General features: G+C 69.2%; 12 protein-coding genes. 10 read left to right on the forward strand and 2 right to left on the reverse strand.

Annotation, left to right across the window (positions count from 1 at the left end):
• Positions 1-3: 3 nt before the first annotated feature.
• The 7 genes from Vlu01_RS00690 to Vlu01_RS00720 all read left to right on the forward strand — a co-directional run bounded on the left by Vlu01_RS00690 (position 4) and on the right by Vlu01_RS00720 (position 10680).
• Entirely contained in the window at positions 4-1284 is a 1281-nt protein-coding gene (locus tag Vlu01_RS00690; RefSeq protein WP_203990902.1) for an ABC transporter permease, read from the forward strand.
• 167 nt (positions 1285-1451) lie between these two features.
• Positions 1452-5444: an SGNH/GDSL hydrolase family protein gene (locus tag Vlu01_RS00695; protein ID WP_239095610.1), complete on the forward strand. Its 3993-nt coding sequence runs from the start codon at positions 1452-1454 to the stop codon at positions 5442-5444.
• A 59-nt stretch (positions 5445-5503) separates the two neighbouring features.
• Complete coding sequence (locus Vlu01_RS00700) at positions 5504-6409, forward strand: hypothetical protein (protein ID WP_203990905.1); 906 nt, start codon at positions 5504-5506, stop codon at positions 6407-6409.
• 219 nt (positions 6410-6628) lie between these two features.
• On the forward strand, positions 6629-7606 hold the full coding sequence (locus Vlu01_RS00705) for an AfsR/SARP family transcriptional regulator (protein ID WP_203990908.1): 978 nt from the start codon (positions 6629-6631) through the stop codon (positions 7604-7606).
• A gap of 90 nt (positions 7607-7696) precedes the next feature.
• Positions 7697-8401 carry a cytidine deaminase gene (locus Vlu01_RS00710; protein ID WP_203990911.1) on the forward strand — a complete coding sequence of 235 codons (705 nt, stop codon included), beginning with the start codon at positions 7697-7699 and terminating at the stop codon, positions 8399-8401.
• 212 nt (positions 8402-8613) lie between these two features.
• On the forward strand, positions 8614-9894 hold the full coding sequence (locus Vlu01_RS00715; RefSeq protein WP_203990914.1) for a thymidine phosphorylase: 1281 nt from the start codon (positions 8614-8616) through the stop codon (positions 9892-9894).
• Positions 9895-9978: 84 nt separating this feature from the next.
• Positions 9979-10680: a DUF4272 domain-containing protein gene (locus Vlu01_RS00720; RefSeq protein ID WP_203990918.1), complete on the forward strand. Its 702-nt coding sequence runs from the start codon at positions 9979-9981 to the stop codon at positions 10678-10680.
• On the opposite strand, the gene Vlu01_RS00725 is transcribed toward Vlu01_RS00720, so the two are convergent.
• The gene (locus Vlu01_RS00725) at positions 10677-11555 is read right to left on the reverse strand and encodes a putative RNA methyltransferase (RefSeq protein ID WP_203990921.1); all 879 of its coding nucleotides are present in this window, start codon (positions 11553-11555) and stop codon (positions 10677-10679) included. The two genes, Vlu01_RS00720 and Vlu01_RS00725, sit on opposite strands and share 4 nt — an antisense overlap.
• A gap of 143 nt (positions 11556-11698) precedes the next feature.
• Here Vlu01_RS00725 and Vlu01_RS00730 point away from each other — a divergent pair, with 143 nt between their 5' ends.
• Positions 11699-12778: an adenosine deaminase gene (locus Vlu01_RS00730; RefSeq protein WP_203990924.1), complete on the forward strand. Its 1080-nt coding sequence runs from the start codon at positions 11699-11701 to the stop codon at positions 12776-12778.
• A gap of 18 nt (positions 12779-12796) precedes the next feature.
• On the opposite strand, the gene Vlu01_RS27390 is transcribed toward Vlu01_RS00730, so the two are convergent.
• The gene (locus Vlu01_RS27390; RefSeq protein WP_239095611.1) at positions 12797-13168 is read right to left on the reverse strand and encodes a hypothetical protein; all 372 of its coding nucleotides are present in this window, start codon (positions 13166-13168) and stop codon (positions 12797-12799) included.
• Between the two features lie 433 nt (positions 13169-13601).
• Here Vlu01_RS27390 and Vlu01_RS00740 point away from each other — a divergent pair, with 433 nt between their 5' ends.
• Both Vlu01_RS00740 and Vlu01_RS00745 read left to right on the forward strand, forming a co-directional pair.
• Positions 13602-17072 carry a sensor histidine kinase gene (locus tag Vlu01_RS00740; protein ID WP_203990942.1) on the forward strand — a complete coding sequence of 1157 codons (3471 nt, stop codon included), beginning with the start codon at positions 13602-13604 and terminating at the stop codon, positions 17070-17072.
• Complete coding sequence (locus tag Vlu01_RS00745; protein WP_013731521.1) at positions 17069-17473, forward strand: roadblock/LC7 domain-containing protein; 405 nt, start codon at positions 17069-17071, stop codon at positions 17471-17473. Before Vlu01_RS00740 ends, Vlu01_RS00745 begins: the two co-directional genes overlap by 4 nt.
• The last annotated feature ends 74 nt before the right edge of the window (positions 17474-17547 follow it).

Raw genomic sequence — 17547 nt, forward strand, 5'->3', positions numbered from 1 at the left:
GGCATGTCCACCACGGCTGTTCCCGACGTCGCGGTCGCGGCGGTCAACGAGGGCTTCTGGACCCGTACCCGCAAGGTTGGCCTGGTGCTGGTGGCGCTCGGGTTGCTGGCCACCGTGCTGTTCGGCGCGTTGGCCACCGGCGAGCAGGCGCGCTTCACGCTCAGTGAGGACGCCGCCGGCGCCGCGTTGGAGGTCAACGGCACTGTCGGAGCGATCGTCTTCGGCCTGATCACGCTCGCCGCCGGTGCGGCGATGCTCGCCGGCCTGCCGAAACGTTGGTTCATTCCGGTGCTCGCCGTCGGCCTGGTCGCCTTCGTGTTCTCCTTCCTGTGCTGGCAGGTCTCCGCCGCGCCGACCGGGCAGAACTTCATGCCGTTGGTCAACATCGTGCGGGGCACCTTCCTGCTCGCCCTGCCGCTGATCTTCGGCTCGCTCGCCGGCGTGCTCTGTGAGCGGTCGGGCGTGGTGAACGTCGCCATCGAGGGACAGCTGCTGATGGGCGCGTTCAGCGGCGCGTTGTTCGGCAGCATCTCCGGCAGCGTCTGGGTCGGACTGATCGCCGCCGCCATCGGCGGGTCGTTCATCTCGCTGCTGCTGGCCGTGTTCAGCATCCGCTACCTGGTCGACCAGGTGGTCATGGGCATCGTGCTGAACCTGCTGGCGGTCGGCATCACCGGCTTCCTCTACGAGCGGTTGATGCAGACCGACGCCGCCCGCTACAACAGCGCCCCGCGCTTCAGCAACTGGGAGATCCCGCTGCTGTCGGAGATCCCGGTGCTCGGGCCGGCGCTGTTCCGGGGCAACATCTTTCTCTACCTCGCCCTGCTGCTGGTGCTCGTGATCCACATCGCGCTGTTCCGTACCCGGTGGGGGCTGCGGACCCGGTCGGTCGGTGAGCACCCGACGGCGGCGGACACCCTGGGTGTGAAGGTGCTCGGCCTGCGCTACCGCAACGTGATCATGGCCGGTGCCGTGGCTGGCATCGGTGGCGCCTCCTACACGCTGGCGCTCTTCTCCTTCACCAAGAACATGATCGGTGGCAAGGGCTTCATCGCCCTGGCCGCACTGATCTTCGGCCGGTGGAGCCCGACCGGCGCGCTGCTCGCCGCGCTCTTCTTCGGCTTCGCCGACCAGCTGGCCACCTACCTGGGCGCGATCAACAGTGTGATCCCCGGCCAGTTCCTGGCCATGCTGCCGTACCTGGCGACGATCCTGGCGGTGGCCGGGCTGGTCGGTCGGGTGCGGGCACCGGCCGCCGACGGCAAGCCGTACATCAAGGGCTGACCGGCGCACCGTCGGTCGGTAAACCGTCCGATGTCGTCTGTCGCGCCCACCGCGGGCCGGTGACGTCGCGTCTCCGGCCCGCCGGGAGCGATGGGCCGCCGATGGCTCGACAGTGATAATGACCTCGACGCTTCACGCAATCGACCGCTTCCGCGTGAGGTGTATCAATGAAACGGACCCTGGCCCCCGTGGCGGTGCTGCTGTGCGCCGCCACACTCATCTCAGCGCCGGCGGCGCACGCGAGACCTCCCGGTCCCGGCACCACGGCAGAGCACGCCGACCAGCAACCGTCCGAGACGGCCAAGTCCCGCCCGGCGGCAAAGCCGGACCGGGTGCTGAATCCCGACTCCCGCCTGGGCCGAGCCTGGCGTCAGTCGTCCGATCGCGCGGTGACGACCTCTGGCGATGCCACGGGTTTGCACCTGCTCGTCGCCGACGAGGCACAGGCATACGCCTGGCGGACGGTTGCGACGCTGGCGGAACCCGGGTTCGAGACCGACCAATGGATCGGGCAGGCCTGCGTCACCGGGTCCGGTCGCCGCGCCGTGGTGGTGTACGCCCCACGGGCCTTCTCCAACCGCGACGTTCTGATGCAGCGGGGCGGTTTCGCGGCTGTCGTTGACCTGAGGACCGGTTCGGTGACGAAGCTGGCGGAGCGCGTCTCGCTCGCTTATCACAACCCAGGCTGTGGGGCGGGAGAGGAGGCGGTGCTCTCCCGGTTGGAGATGCCGGTTCGCGCCGGGGACGTGGCGCGTACCTGGGTGGGCACGGTGGACACCCGCCGCCCGGGTGCCGTCCGCGTCGTGCGTGCGCCCGGTCAGGTTAGCTCGCTGCTGCCAGTCGGTAGGCGGCTGATCGGTGTGAAGGGGCGCAGCCTGGTGCAGGTTGAGGCCAGGGGCGGAGTTGCCCCGCTGGCGTCCGCCAGTGGCACGCCGTTCCGGCTGCTGGCTGACGGCAGTGACGGCGTGGCCTTTCAGGTCGTGCGGGGCGGCCGAACCGAGTTCAAGCGTTTCGCCGACGGCAAGGTCACGGCGCACGGTTCGGTCCCGGTCGGCGAGGTGAAGCTGCGGCCGGGCGCAAGCGGCCGGGTCTTCGCCGTCGGCGGAAAGGCCGAAGCCCGGGTCGGCAGCCGTCTACCGCGTACCTGGCGGGCGATTGACGGGCTTCCCGACAGCGATGTCTCCACCACCGGGGCGCTGGTCGTGCTCCGGGCGACCACCGGCCGGGAGGCGGCCGGGCGGCTCACGGACCGGCCGAACAACGGTCGGCCGGAACGGGTGGAGATCGTGGCCAGCCGGACGGCGGACGAGAGTCGCTTCGACTTCTCGGTCGAGCCGCAGGTCAAGGGGGCCGGCCGGGCCATCTCGCCGACGCTGGCTGGTACGACCGGCGCGGCTGGCGAGTCAGCCGGCGCCCGCACCGCCGCCTCGACCGGGGATCCGAGCGTGTCCGACGACCCGGACCGCAGCTGCGCGGTGTCGCGCAACGATCCGACCATCCAGGTCTATCAACCGACGGTGGCGCAGATGGAGTGGGCGGCGGATCTAGCCGTGCGGGGCCAGCTCACCTTCCAACGCGCTGCCAACTGGAACAACAACGGCATGTCGGCGTACTCCCCGCAAGGGATGTTCCCATCGATGGCTCTTTCCGGTGGTGGCTACGTACCCGCCCAGGTCTACCTCGGCATTCTCGCCCAAGAGTCGAATCTGTGGCAGGCGAGCTATCACGCCGTCGATGCTTCGGTAGGTAACCCGTTGACCAGCCTCGGCTACTACGGCCTGGATCTGGGAAATCCCAACTTTGACAAGATCAACTGGGCGCACACCGACTGCGGATACGGCGCGGGGCAGGTCACCTCCGGAATGAAGCGCTCCGACACCAACCAGGTAATTGCCGGCGTAACCTGGGACTACACCAAACAGAAGGCGGTGGCACTGGACTACGCGACGAACGTCGCCGCCGGGCTGCGGATCCTTCAGGATAAGTGGAACATCACCCGCAATGCCGGCCTGATCGCGAATAACGGCGACCCGCAGTACATCGAGAACTGGTGGTTCGCCATCTGGGCGTACAACACTGGCTTCTATCCGCGCAACGCGCAGAACCCATCTGCGCCGTGGGGAGTCGGCTGGGCCAACAACCCGGCGAACACCGACTACCCGGCCGACCGGAAGCGGTTCCTGACCGCACCGCTTGATGTGCCGGACGCCAACCCGCCGATAGACGACCAGATCGGCTACGACAATGCCAAGCACCCGAACCACTGGTCGTACCCGGAGCGGGTGACGGGCTTCGCCTACACCTCGCTGATCCGCTACAACTACAAGGCCCAGGCATGGACGCCGACGTACGCGACGGCGCAGGCACGTCAGCCGGACATCGCGCAGGCCGGGCGGTACACCTTCTGCGCGCCGAACGTCAATCAGTGCGACCAGACGCTGCCGCCCAAAATTCCCGCCGACTACCCCGCGACAAAGGCCGGCGCGTGCCAACGCGACGACCTGAAGTGCTGGTGGAACGGGCCTGTCACCTGGACCGACTGCTCCATTCATTGTGGACTCGAAGCGCGGCGGTACACGACCGTCGAGCCCAGGCCCTACACGCAGCCCGGTGACAATATCCACCCAACCCCCGTCAACTCCGACGGGTCTTGCAAGGTGTCCGGGCTGCCCGCCGGCGCACAGATCATCGATGACATCTCCACTGCGGTGGCGCTGGGCGCGGAGGGTTGCACGCCGATGTTCAGCAAGGGAGGCAGGTTCGCGCTGAACTTTGCCACTGTCACCCAGCCGGGCGGTGATGTCGTGACACCGGGCAAGGTGGATCTACATCAAATCGGCGCAGGGTTCGGCGGGCACTTCTGGTTCGGTCACACCTATAAGCAGGAGCAGCGACAGTCCTATCGGATCACCGGCACCTGGAACATCAATCCTACCAACGCGTGGACCCGGGTGTGGGTACACCTACCTGATCACGGCGCCCATACCCGGCAGGCGAAGTACATCATTCGCCGGCCAAATGGCGCCACCGAGGAGCGAATCATCCCAACCCAGTGGGAGTCGAACCGCTGGGTGAACCTTGGCGTCTTCGATTTCACCGGCACGGGCACACCGAAGGTGGAATTAAGCAACTTCACCCTGGATGGCACCGGCGTGCAGGACATCGCGTGGGACGCCCTCGCGTTCCAGCCGCTGCCCCGCAAGCCGCGGCACTTTGTAGTGGCGCTCGGCGACTCGTTCTCCTCCGGCGAAGGCACCGGCGACTACACCCGGGTCAGCGACCAGTACGGCGACGAGGGTGCCACTACCAGGAACTCCTGCCGGCGAAGTTCGCACGCGTGGTCGCAGCGAGCTGTCATTCCCGGCGCATCGAGCAACATCGCCACGCTTTCCGAGCAGCACCACCCGGATATCGACGCGCAGTTCGTGGCCTGCAGCGGCGCCCGTACGCACAATGTCATGAGTCCGAGTATGGTGAGCAACGGGCAGTGGAAAGGCCGGACGGCGGAAGGACAGTACGGAGAGATCAGCCAGATCGACCAGGGTTCGCTGACCCCGAACACCACCGCTGTGATGCTCTCCATCGGCGGCAACGATGCCCGGTTCACCAAGGTGGCCACCTCCTGCGCGACCGGCATCGACTGCAGCGCGCCTGACTACCGCATGGAAGGGGACAGCAAGCCTTTGAGGCAGGCTCAGGAGGAACTCATTCAGGGCGAAGTCAAACAGGGAATTCAGGAGGTGGTGCGGCAGATCCGGGTACGCGCGCCGAACGCGCGGATCTTCGTGATGGGGTATCCGCACCTGTTTGAGACAAACTGCGAGTATGGAGCCGTCCTGCCGGGAATCACCGTCGGCTTCTCGTGGGATGAGACGATCTTCCTCAATCAGATGTCGGACTGGCTGGTCACTCAGGCGTTACCATCCGACGCGGCGAACCGGATCCACGGCATGGATGCCCGTAGCACGTTCGCGGGCCACGCGATCTGCGGCAGGGACTTCTACCTGAACGGCGTCGTAGCCGGTGACCTGTTTGCCGACGACGACGGTGACCCGAAGCAGTTGCTGAGCATGGAGTCCTTCCACCCGAACAGACCCGGCAATCTGGCCTACGCGAGCATCCTCAACGACTACATGGCCCTGTACAACTATCACTGGTGAGTACGATTCGGGGGCTTGGTCGGACTGCCGGCCAAGCCCCCGGCCCCTGGGAGCCGTCGATGAATGTGCTGGCCCGCATGACTGCAGCGGCGGTGCCCGGCGCCGTGGGATCTGGTGCTCTCGCCGCCCTATGGCAGCAGCAGGCGCGTTCGGTGGCCGACTGCGAGTCGGACACGATCGGCGGCTGCCTCGATCTTGGCTTCCCGACACTGTTGGTCGGCCCGTTGGTCGTGATGGTGGCGGTGTGGCTGACGCTGCGGACCTTCGGTGTCGAGCCGGCCCGTTGGGCTACGTTGGTCGGTGCCCTGGCAAGTGGTGGTTTGATCCTGCTCGAGCAGGCGCGCCATCCCCGATGGACGCTGCCGCCGGTGTGGCTGGTGGTGGTGCTGGCAATGATCGGTTTTGCGGTCGGCGTATTTGTCGTGACTGCCACCCTGCCACCCGTTGTCCGCGTGGCGCTGGTACTCGTACTGTTGGCCCCGTTGGCCGCGTTTCCGACCCTGCGGCAGCAGGCCCGGCGTGTGGATGATCGGGAGGCCTTTGCCGGGCTCGGGTTACCGCTGCTGGTGCCGCGGGTTCCGGGGTACGAACTCGGGCCGGCGCTTGCGTACCCGGCTGATCGAGTGCTGCTCATGACGCTGGTGCGGGAACGTGGCTGGATATCGGTGTACGTCACCGACGTTCCGGACGACTTCGCCCCGCCTCGCCAGTGTGGTCCGGTCGTGAGCGACATCCTGCCGAGTGGCCCGGGTGGACCAGCATCCACTGCGTCCGGTTGTCGGCGAGTAGATGGTGACCATTGGATCCGTACCGAGTCGGGGCGGGAGGTTCACGTGGTACGACGCGACGGAGCGCTCGTGACTATCAGTCCCGGACCCGACGTGCGGTCCGGGGAGTTGGCGACGGCGGCGACGACACTCACAGCTGTGACTCCGCGTCGCCTCGCCGAACTCAGCAATCCGTAGAGGTTGTCCTGCCCTTCGGGCCGTCGGACCGTGGCGGAACGCTGTGACGCGAGCCGGACAAGTACTGCATTCGTTGCCGCGAATGGCTCTCTGTGATTGCTCTCCCAGCTACCGCTCGTGGTCGCTGGCCTTCCGGAACCTGCTGGTGCGGACTGCGGTCTTGACGCGACATCGGCGCTCGCGCAGGATGGTGACGAGGTCTCGCTCACGGGGGAGTGTATGGATTTCAAAATCTTGGGACCAGTGTCTGTGCGCTCCAACGGCAGATTCCGTTCGATCTCCGCACATCGCCAGCGAAAAATACTGGCGGCCATGCTGGTCGATCCCAACCGTCCTGTTTCCACCTCGCAACTCGTGGAAGTGCTCTGGGGGGAAGAACCGCCATTAACTGCTGTTCAGCAGGTGCAGAACTGCGTAGGAGCGCTCCGTAGATATTTGTCAGAGACGGCGGTCGAAGCGGAGCTGACCCGGATTTCCTCAAGCTACTTCCTGGAGCTGTCCGTCGAACAGATCGACGCGGTGCGGTTCAGGCAGCTGTGCACGGACGTCCGAGCGTGCGCCCGACGAGGGGATCTGAAAGAGGCATCGCAGACGGCGAGGCGAGCGCTTGATCTGTGGTCCGGGGAGGCACTGGAGGACGTCGGATCGGACGCCCTTGCGCCTGCGGTGACACGCCTTGAGGAACTGCGGATTGGGCTGGTCGAGGAATACAGCCAAATCGAGCTCGCTCGTGGCAATAATGCAGGCGTGGTGGTGGAGCTTTCCGGATGGGTCACGCGACATCCGTACCATGAAATTCTGCACGGCCAGCTCGCCCTCGCGATGCATCACATGGGTCGCACTGCGGAGGCCCTGGATGTATTGCAGGGCCTCCAGTCGCGGCTTCGCACGGAGCTGGGCATTGAGACGGGTGCGTTCGTGAAGAAGGTGCATCGTGGATTGCTCGACTCCCATGAGGGCGTCGGCTCGCATTCGGGCGAGCTGATCGTAGCCGCCGAGGCGCTGAACTTGCTGCTCTCCGCGCTTGAACAACTGAGGTTCGTCGCCGAGCTGCTCACCTCGCCGGGGAGCCTGCACCGGCTCGGCGGTCCACCCGTCGGCGCAATCGTCGCGCCTCGACCGATGGTCGGCGAACTCTCGACGGTGGCGGGCCGCGCCACGCGGGTGGCCGGCGGCACAGCTGAGCGAGCGGTGTGATGCGGCGCCCCTGATAGCTGTGCCGAGGATCCGGGTTGTAGTTGTGACGCCGCGTCTGAGCTGGTGAGCAGGCTACGGCAGAATGTCGGAGTGAGCGAGATTGACTGGGAGCGGCTGCGAGCCGCCGCCACCGAAGTGATGCGGCACGCGTACGTGCCGTACTCGAAGTTCCCGGTGGGTGCGGCGGCGCTGGTCGACGACGGCCGGGTCGTGGTCGGCTGCAACGTCGAGAACGCCGCGTACGGTGTGGTGCTCTGCGCCGAGTGCGGGGTGGTCTCCTCGTTGCACGCCACCGGCGGCGGCCGGATCGTGGCGCTCTCCTGCGTCGACGCCACGGGTGAGCCGCTGATGCCCTGCGGGCGCTGCCGGCAGTTGCTCTGGGAGCAGGGCGGGCCGGACTGCCTCATCGAAGCCAAGGGCGGCCCGCTGCGGATGGCCGAACTGCTGCCACACGCCTTCGACGTTGCCGACCTCGAAGCGGTCACCGGTGAGCAGCCGGTACCGGTGGTGCCCGGTCGGCTCGCCGCCTGGCGTGGGCGAGGCACCGTCTTCGTGCATCCCGACCTGTCGGCGGGACAGCAGGTCTGGACGGCCTACTGGGAACGCTCGGCCGGTGACGACGCTGGTGCCGAGACCGGGGTACTGGAGGAGGGGCCGAGCTGGGGCGACCCGGCGGAGGCGATCGCCTGGGGGTTGGCCCGTACGCCCCGGGTGGTGGTGGTCGACGAGTCCGGCACGATCTTCTGGGCCGGTGAGGGGGAGCCGCCGGCGGAGATCCCGGTTCGCTGGGGTTGAGCTGGGGAATGGGCCGGCCATCCCGGGTTGCGGTGGGGCCGGGGGCCTGCCGTACCCGGCTCCGGGCGGTCAGGCTTGATCCCTCCGCCGGGCACGGCAGGCCCCCGGCCCGTCGTGGTCGCCGGCCGCCCGATGGTCACGACACGCGTTGTCTCCCGGTGTGGCGCGGTGCGCGAACCGGTATCGCCAAACGACGAGGGAAGATCTGACTGATGAGTGGGTTTGCGGCGGTTGATGTCATCCGGACCAAGCGGGACGGGGGGGTGTTGTCGGACCGGCAGATCGACTGGGTGGTGGATGCGTACACCCGGGGGGTGGTGGCCGACGAACAGATGTCGGCGCTGGCCATGGCGATCCTGCTGAACGGCATGACCGGGCCGGAGATCGCCCGCTGGACGGCCGCGATGATCGCCAGCGGCGAGCGGCTCGACCTGTCTGCCGTGACCCGGCCGACCGTCGACAAGCACTCCACCGGCGGGGTCGGTGACAAGATCACCCTGCCGCTCACCCCGCTCGTCGCGGCCTGCGGGGGCGCGGTTCCGCAACTGTCCGGGCGCGGGCTCGGGCACACCGGCGGCACGCTGGACAAGCTGGAGTCCATCCCGGGCTGGCGGGCGGCGCTGAGCAACGAGGAGTTCACTGCCCAACTGCGCGACGTCGGCGCGGTCATCTGCGCCGCCGGCTCAGGGCTAGCCCCGGCCGACCGCAAGCTGTACGCGCTGCGTGACGTCACCGGCACCGTCGAGGCCATCCCGCTGATCGCCAGCTCCATCATGAGCAAGAAGATCGCCGAGGGGACCGGCGCGCTGGTGCTGGACGTGAAGGTGGGCTCCGGCGCGTTCATGAAGTCCGTCGACGACGCCCGGGAACTGGCCCGGACCATGGTGGAGTTGGGTGGCGCGCACGGCGTGAAGACCGTCGCCCTGCTCACCGACATGTCCACCCCGCTCGGCCGGGCCATCGGCAACGGCATCGAGGTGACCGAGTCGGTGGAGGTGCTCGCCGGTGGCGGGCCGGCCGACGTGGTGGAACTGACCCTGGCGCTGGCCCGGGAGATGCTCGACGCGGCCGGGCTGCCCGACGCCGATCCCGCCGCCGCGCTGCGTGACGGGCGCGCGATGGACGTCTGGCGGTCGATGATCCGGGCGCAGGGTGGCGACCCGGACGCGCCGATGCCCGAGGCAGCGGAAATCGAGGTGGTCCGTGCCGACGCGGACGGTCACGTCGCGGCGGTCGACGCGTACGCCATGGGCGTGGCGGCGTGGCGGCTCGGCGCGGGACGGGCGCGCAAGGAGGATCCGGTCAGCGTGCCGGCCGGCGTGCTGCTGCACAAGCGTCCCGGTGACCCGGTGCGCGCCGGGGAGCCTCTCTACGAGCTGCGGGCCGAGCGTGCGGAGCTGATCCCGGCGGCGTTGGCGGAGGCGGCTCGCGCGGTGACCATCGCCGCACGACCCCCGGCCGTGGCACCGCTGGTGATCGAACGCGTCGAGTGACGAATACCCGGGTCCAGCCATGGTGTCGGAGCGTGAGGGCCGCTATTCTCGCAGGCCAGGGGGGACCGTCGGCGCCGAGACATCATGATCGGACAGGATGTTGCCGTGATCGTGCCTGCCCCTGACCCCCGCGAGGTGCGTGAGGCGAGCCTGGAAGAGCTGGCCCGGTTGCGGCTGCCGTTGCCACCGCCGCAGTTTCCGCTGGTCTGGGAGCCGGGCGACGACATCGAGCTGCGCCCGACGGCGGAGATCGAGGCGCGGATCGCGGTGCTGCACCTGATCCTGGCCCGATGCTTCGGCATGCCGCCCCAGGCCGCGATGAGCTGGCTGCTCGCCTCGCACCTGGTGGAGATGGTCACCCCGCCGGAGTTCCAGTTCGTCACCGGAGCCAAGGGCGACCACCGCTCCTTCGTGCTGCACCACGATGCGCTGTTTTCGCTGGCCTGGGTGCTCGGCCTGACCAAGCAACTGGACCCCACCATGCCGACCGACGACCGGCTGGTCGAGCGGCTGCCGCACATCCCCGAGGGGGAGACCTTCCGGCAGTGGCGGTCCCGGATCCTGGCCGCGCCGCAACACCCGGCGGACGCGGCCGCCCTGCTCGACCTGCACTACTGCCTGGACTGGTCGTATCTGGCGGTGAGTCGCGCCGGCCGAACCCTGCCGGGCCTGGTGGACGCCAACGCGATCGGTCAGCGGCGGTGGGCGTTGGAGTGGGCGGTGATCCTGCGCGGGCCGTACCATGACGAACCCCCTGGCTGGGAAGAGGTCGACCTCTCCACCTAGGGACGCGGGCCCTGGGGTCGGTAGATCCCGAGCCGCACCGCCACGGTCACCCGGACCGGCTCGCCGAGGGCGTCGATCCGGGCGGCCAATCCCGCCGGGTCGGTGTGCCAGGCACTCGGGCCCATGCCGACCAGGGTGGCTACCTCCGCGCCGGACAGCGTCAGCTCCTGCCGGTGCACGGTCGTCGCATCCTCGGTGAAGTGGCCGGCCAGGCTGGCCGACACCCGGTCCTGCTTGGCCGGGTCGACCCGGAGCAAGCCGAGTGCGGCGACCAGTTCGGCGAGGTGCTCCGGGGCCGGGGTCACCACCACCAGCCGCCCGGTCGGGGCGAGAACCCGGCGGAACTCGACGCCGTTCCGGGGCGCGAAGACGTTCAGCACCAGCGTCGCCGAGGCGTCCGCCAGCGGTAGTCGCTGCCAGGTGTCGGCCAGCGCGGCGGTGACCCGCGGGTGGGCGCGAGCGGCCCGACGGAGCGCGGGTTTGGAGATGTCCAGCGCGAGACCGACGGCCGCGGGCACCTCCGCCAGCACCGCGGCGAGGTGCTGGCCGGTGCCGGCCCCCGCGTCCACCACCAGGTGGTACGCGCCAGGCGTGCCGGGGCTGTCCCCGAGGGCGGCGTCGGCGGCGGCGGCCAGGGCGCGGGAGATGACGTGGTAGTGACCGGCGGACAGGAAATCCGCCCGGGCGGCGACCATCTCGGCGGTGTCCCCGCTGTGCGGGGCACGGCCGCTGAGCAGGTTGACGTAGCCCTGCCGGGCGATGTCGAAGCTGTGCCGGCGTGGGCACCGCAACGCCCGGGAACCACCGGAGACGACCTCGGCGAGCGGCGCGTGGCAGACGGGGCAGCGCAGCCGGGCCACGACGCAGGAATCCATCACGGCCGCCTCACGGGTCGAGTCTAGGGCGTGTGTCGGAGCCGGCTGACCGGTGGAGGGCTTCGACACACGCCCTGCGTGGGTGCCCGGACGCAGGAGCGGACTAGGGTCGGGAGCATGGGTTGTGAGCGGGGCGAGCGGCGATGAGCACTGATATCGGGTACGAGGACATCGTCAGGGCGCCGAAGGCGTTGTTGCACGATCACCTGGACGGCGGCCTGCGCCCCGCGACGATCGTCGACCTGGCGGCGGAGGTCGGTCACGAACTGCCCACCACTGACCCGGCGGAGTTGGGGCGCTGGTTCGTGGCGGCGGCCGACTCGGGTTCCCTGGAGCGCTACCTGGAGACCTTCGCGCACACCGTGGCCGTGATGCAGACCGGTTCCGCGTTGCGCCGGGTGGCCCGGGAATGTGCCCTCGACCTGGCCGCCGACGGGGTGGTCTACGCCGAGGTGCGGTTCGCCCCGGAACAGCACCTGGAGAAGAACCTCACTCTCGACGAGGTGGTCGAGGCGGTGCTGGCCGGCTTCGTCGAGGGCAGCACGCTCGCGGCCGAGGCCGGTACGCCGATCCGGGTAGGCACGCTGCTGACCGCGATGCGGCACGCGGCTCGTTCGCAGGAGATCGCCGAGCTGTCCGTACGCCACCGCGACCATGGCGTGGTGGGCTTCGACATCGCCGGTGCGGAGGCGGGTTTCCCGCCCACCCGCCACCTGGACGCCTTCGAGTACCTCCAGCGGGAGAACTTCCACTTCACCATCCACGCGGGTGAGGCGTTCGGGCTGCCCTCCATCTGGCAGGCGATTCAGTGGTGCGGGGCCGACCGTCTCGGTCACGGCGTCCGCATCGTCGACGACATCACCCCCGGCCCGCAGCCGCAGCTCGGCCGGCTGGCCGCGTACGTGCGGGACAAGCGGATCCCGCTTGAGCTGTGCCCGTCCTCGAACGTGCAGACCGGGGCCGCCCCGTCCATCGCGGAGCATCCGATCGGGCTGCTGCGGGACCTGCGCTTCCGGGTGACCGTCAACACCGACAACCGGTTGATGAGCGGCACCTCGATGTCCCGCGAGATGGCCCTGCTGGTCGACGCCTTCGGCTACGGCTGGCGGGAACTCCAGTGGTTCACGATCAACGCGATGAAGTCCGCCTTCATCCCGTTCGACGAGCGGCTGAGGATCATCGACGAGGTCATCAAGCCGGCGTACGCGAAGCTGCTGGGCTGAGCGACGCGCGGCCGGCGGTCAACCGGTCCTCGGCGGATGGCCGGCGGCGAGCAGACCGGCCACCCGGCGCAGCACGTCCCGACCACGGGCGGCCTCCGCGCCGAGCCCGGTCTGCCGACGCAGCACGGCCGGCTCGGCGCGCAGCAGTGCCATGCTCCGTCGCAGCAGCACCCGTGGAGCCTTGCGTTGCTCGGCGAGGTCCCGGACCAGCCGGCGGAGGAAGGTGGCACTACGCGGCCGACGCAGGGCGTACGCCCCGGCGAGGAGCCCCCGACGCCGGCACTCCTCGACGATCTCGGCGGCAAAGATCCCTTCGGCCACGAAGAGTGGCGAACTGGCCAGCTCGAAGCGCCGAGTGGCTACCCGTCGATCCTTGTTGATGGCATACACCGGCACCTCCGCCCGGCCGTGTCTGACCAATTGGTCAATCACCTCCACCGCTGCCTCGGCGTCCCACGAATCGGGCGACTCCCAATCGATCTGACCGTTCCGTCTCGGTAACGTTGGGTCATCGCCGTCCTTATAGAAATCGTCCAAACAGAGCACTGGCAGCCCGGTTTGCCGCGCTATGTACGACTTTCCGGAGCCGGAGGGGCCGGCCAAGAGGACGACTCGGTGCGGGGGAATCATTACTTCGAGTAACTCCGAACAGACGGACCGCGATCAAATTGCATCAACATCTCATCACACCTCCGGCTGGGGCCAACCTGGGCTTTCTCTTTCCGTGGCGGCGTGATGGAATCTCGGATGGTCCGACCCGCCGGGTCGGCTGCTGGGCGTTGTCCGGGGGCAACGCAGACCCTGCAATCACGAGGGCGGTGACGTGAGCAAACGGCCGAAGACGGCGGGTTCCTTCCTGTCGCGTCTACGCCGGCCGGCAGGTCGGCTCCGCGACATGCCGATCTGGTCCAAGCTCGGTCTCATCATGATCGTGCCGACCATCGCCACGGTCGTCGTGGGTACCAGCGGTCTGGTCGACCACCTGGACGAGCTCAACGACGCCAACCGGGCCGGCGACCTCGCGGAACTCATTGGTCACTCCGGTGCGCTGGTCGATGGGCTTCAGGACGAGCGGACCGCCGCCGTGCTGCTGCTCGGTCTGGATCCGCAGCGGAGCAGCGCCGAGCAGAAGGAAACCGCCTCCACCCGCTACAACGAGGTCTCGTCCGGCGTCGACCAGGCCAAGGCCCCTTACTCGCGGCAACGGTCGGACCTCACCGACCTGCCCGTCAGCCTGCAGAGCCTGCTCGCCCAGATCGACGAGCGCCTCGCCGACCTGCCGGGTGCCCGCAGTCAGGTGCTCAACGGAAAGTTCCGGATCACCGACGCGCTCCAGTCCTACGACGAGCTGATCAACCAGCTCCTCACCATCCGGGACTCGGCCAGCCAGCTGGCCGGTGACAACGATCTGAGCGACCGCATGCGGGCCGCCGCCGCAGTGGCCCGGGAGAAGGAATGGCTCTCCGTCCGCCGGGTGGTCGTGCACCGGGCGTTGATCTCGGGCGGCATGAGCTCGACTCTGCGGACCGACTACATCTCCAGCGAGACCGGTCAGCAACAGGCGCAGCAGAGCTTCGACGCGGTGGCGACCGAGGCGGAGGCGGAGTTCCACGCCCAGACCATCGGCGGCGGTGACCGTCGGCAGGCGACGATCTACATCAGTCAGGTCAACGCCGACAACTCCCAGAACCTCGCCGGCATCTCGTTCACCCCGCAACAGTGGGACGACGCGCTGGTCGCCAACGGCAAGCTGATCCGCTCGGTCGAGACGAAGTTCGACTCCGACGTGGCGGACCAGGCCGGCGAACTCCGCTCCGAGGTGCAGCGCACGGTGTTCCTGGAGACCGGCCTGCTGCTCACCATGCTGCTGCTGGCCATCCTGCTGGCGTTCCTGGTGGCCCGTTCGATGGCCCGCTCGCTGCGTGAGCTGCGTCAGGGTGCGCTCTCCATCGCCCAGTACGGGCTGCCCCAGGCCGTGGCTCGACTGCGTGACCCGCAGGTCACCGGGCAGCTCTCGCCGGTGCAACTCGCCAACCAGATCGCCGAGCCACTGCCGGTACGCAGCAAGGACGAGTTCGGTCAGGTGACCGAGGCGTTCAACGCGGTCCACCTGGAAGCGGTCCGCACCGCTGCCGAGCAGGCCGCGCTGCGGTCGTCGGTCGCGACGATGTTCGTCAACCTGGCCCGCCGGTCCCAGATCCTGGTCGACCGGTTGATCGGCCACCTGGACCGGCTGGAGCGAGGCGAGGAGGACCCGGACCGGCTGGCGGAGCTGTTCCAGCTGGACCACCTCGCCACCCGGATGCGCCGCAACGACGAAAACCTGCTGGTTCTCGCCGGTGCCGACTCGACCCGCGTGCAGCGCGAGCCGGCCGCACTCATCGACGTGCTGCGGGCCGCCCAGTCCGAGGTCGAGCACTACACCCGGATCGAGTTCGGGGTGATCGACCGGGACATCGAGGTCGCCGCGCACGCGGTCAACGACCTCGTCCACCTCGTCGCCGAGCTGTTCGACAACGCGACCGCCTTCTCGCCGCCGGACTCGCAGGTGCTGGTCGAAGCCCGCCGGGTCGGCGATCGTGCCTCGCTGTACGTGGAGGACCGCGGCATCGGCATCAGCGGTGAGCAACTGGCCGAGCTGAACGAGCGGCTTGCCACGCCACCGCAGGTGGACGTCGCCGTCTCCCGGATGATGGGTCTCGTCGTGGTCGCCCGCCTGGCCTCCCGGCACGCCGTCAAGGTCGAGCTGCGGCCCGGCAGCGATCGGGGCACCGTCGCCGAGGTCACGTTGCCGCCCACCGTGCTGGTGCCTCGGGCGCTCTCCGGTCGCGGGCAGCAGCCCGCCGCACTGCCGCCGGCAGCCAACCCTCCGTCCGGGCCGACCCCGGCGTTCGGTGCGCTGGCCGCGCTCGGCAACGGCGCACACCCGCCGGCCCATCCCGCCGCGCACACCCCGGGCGGTTCGGGCAACCAGGTGACCCTTGGCGGTCGGCCCTTCGACCCGGCCAGCCGCAACGGTGCCGGCACGCCGTCCACCGTGGGCAGCGGAGGTAACCTGCCCGCCTGGTCGGACCTGACCGGTGCCAGCGGCGCCACCGGTGGTAACGGCAATGGCAACGGCTTCGCGCCGCTCACCTCGAACGGTCACCCGATCGACCCGCTGCCGCACCGCCGCTCCACCGACGAGTCGGGCGGCCAGCCGCCGGCCATCCCGCGTCAGCTGCCGAGCAGCCCCGAGGCCGGGCCGTACGCCCCGCCGGCAGTGTCGGCTCCGCCGGTGCCTCCGGTGTCGTCGCCCCCGGTCTCCGGTACGCCGTACTCGGCTCCGCCGGTCTCGGCGGCCCCGGTCTCCGGTCACCCCGTGTCGGCCTCGCCCGTCTCGACGCCGCCCGGCGGACCGCTGCCGCAGCGGCCCGTCTCGGCGGCACCCAGTGCCGCCGCGGCCTCGGCACCTCCGGCATGGCCGCCGGTGGCCGGGGAGCCCGCAGCCCCGCCCGTGCCCGAGCGGCTGGCCGCCGCCCTGGACATGACCACCGAACTGCCTCGGGTGCAGCACCAGACCCCGGCCGCCAGGCCGGCACCGGCGCAGCGACAGCCGGCTGCACCCACGACGCCGCAGGCCCAGAACCGGCAGCGGTACGCCGATGAGACGATGGAGCTGCCGATCTTCCGGGAGCTGGAGTCGGCGTGGTTCCGTACCCGTCGTCCTGGCCCGGAGGAGTCGGCCGGTGCGCGTCAGCCGGCTACGGCCGCTGCGACGACCCAGCAGCTCTCCACGGTCGACGTCGGTGAGCGGCAGGCCCAGCAGACCCCGACCGGGACGACAGGTAACGCACCAATGGCACAGACTCCGACGGGGGCGGGCGCGTCCGGCGGGAACGGCGCGGCAGCGAGCGGCGGGCCCCGTCCCGGCGCTGCCGACAGCGCGCCCACGCACCGCCCGACACCACAGGAGAGCATCTGGCGGACTGCGGCCGACGACGGTTGGCGGGCGGCCAGCGCCGCCAGCCAGGCGCCGGCGGCGGGCACCACCGAGACCGGGCTGCCGAAGCGTACGCCGATGGCACAGCTCGTGCCGGGGGCGGTGGAGAAGCCCACCACCTCCGTGCAGCGCCGAAACCCGGAATCGGTACGCGGTCTGCTCTCCGCCTACCACCGGGGTGTCCAGCGGGGACGTAGTCACCCCTCGGACAGCAACCCGACCGGCTCGGAGGGAACTCCGGGCGGGCAGCAATCCTCGCAGTCTGGCTCTGGCCCGGTGGCCGGGAGCGGGCAGAAGGAGCAAGAAGGATGACTAGTACGCAGGATCTCGGTTGGCTGCTGGCCAACTTCGCCGATCGGGTACCCGGTGTCGCACACGCGGTCGCCGTCTCCGCGGACGGCCTGCTCCTGGCGTCGTCACGAGACCTTCCGCGGGACCGGGCGGACCAGCTGGCGGCGATCGCCTCCGGCCTGGTCAGCCTGACCCAGGGCGCGGCCCGTTGCTTCGAAGGAGGCGCCGTGCTGCAAACCGTGGTCGAGATGGACAATGGCTTCCTGTTCCTGATGTCGATTTCCGACGGCTCGTCGTTCGCGGTACTCGCCGCACGTAGTTGCGACGTGGGACAGGTCGGTTACGAAATGGCCCTGCTCGTTGACCGGGTGGGCGATGCCCTTACCCCACAGCCGCGCACGGCTGTGGGGATGATGGGCTGATCGTCGCGCCAGCCGGTGGGGGCAGGCGGGACGGCAACATTGCATACGACGGGTAATGCCGGTGCGAGCCGGTG

The sequence above is a fragment of the Micromonospora lutea genome, from assembly GCF_016863535.1.
Classification (GTDB): domain Bacteria; phylum Actinomycetota; class Actinomycetes; order Mycobacteriales; family Micromonosporaceae; genus Micromonospora; species Micromonospora lutea.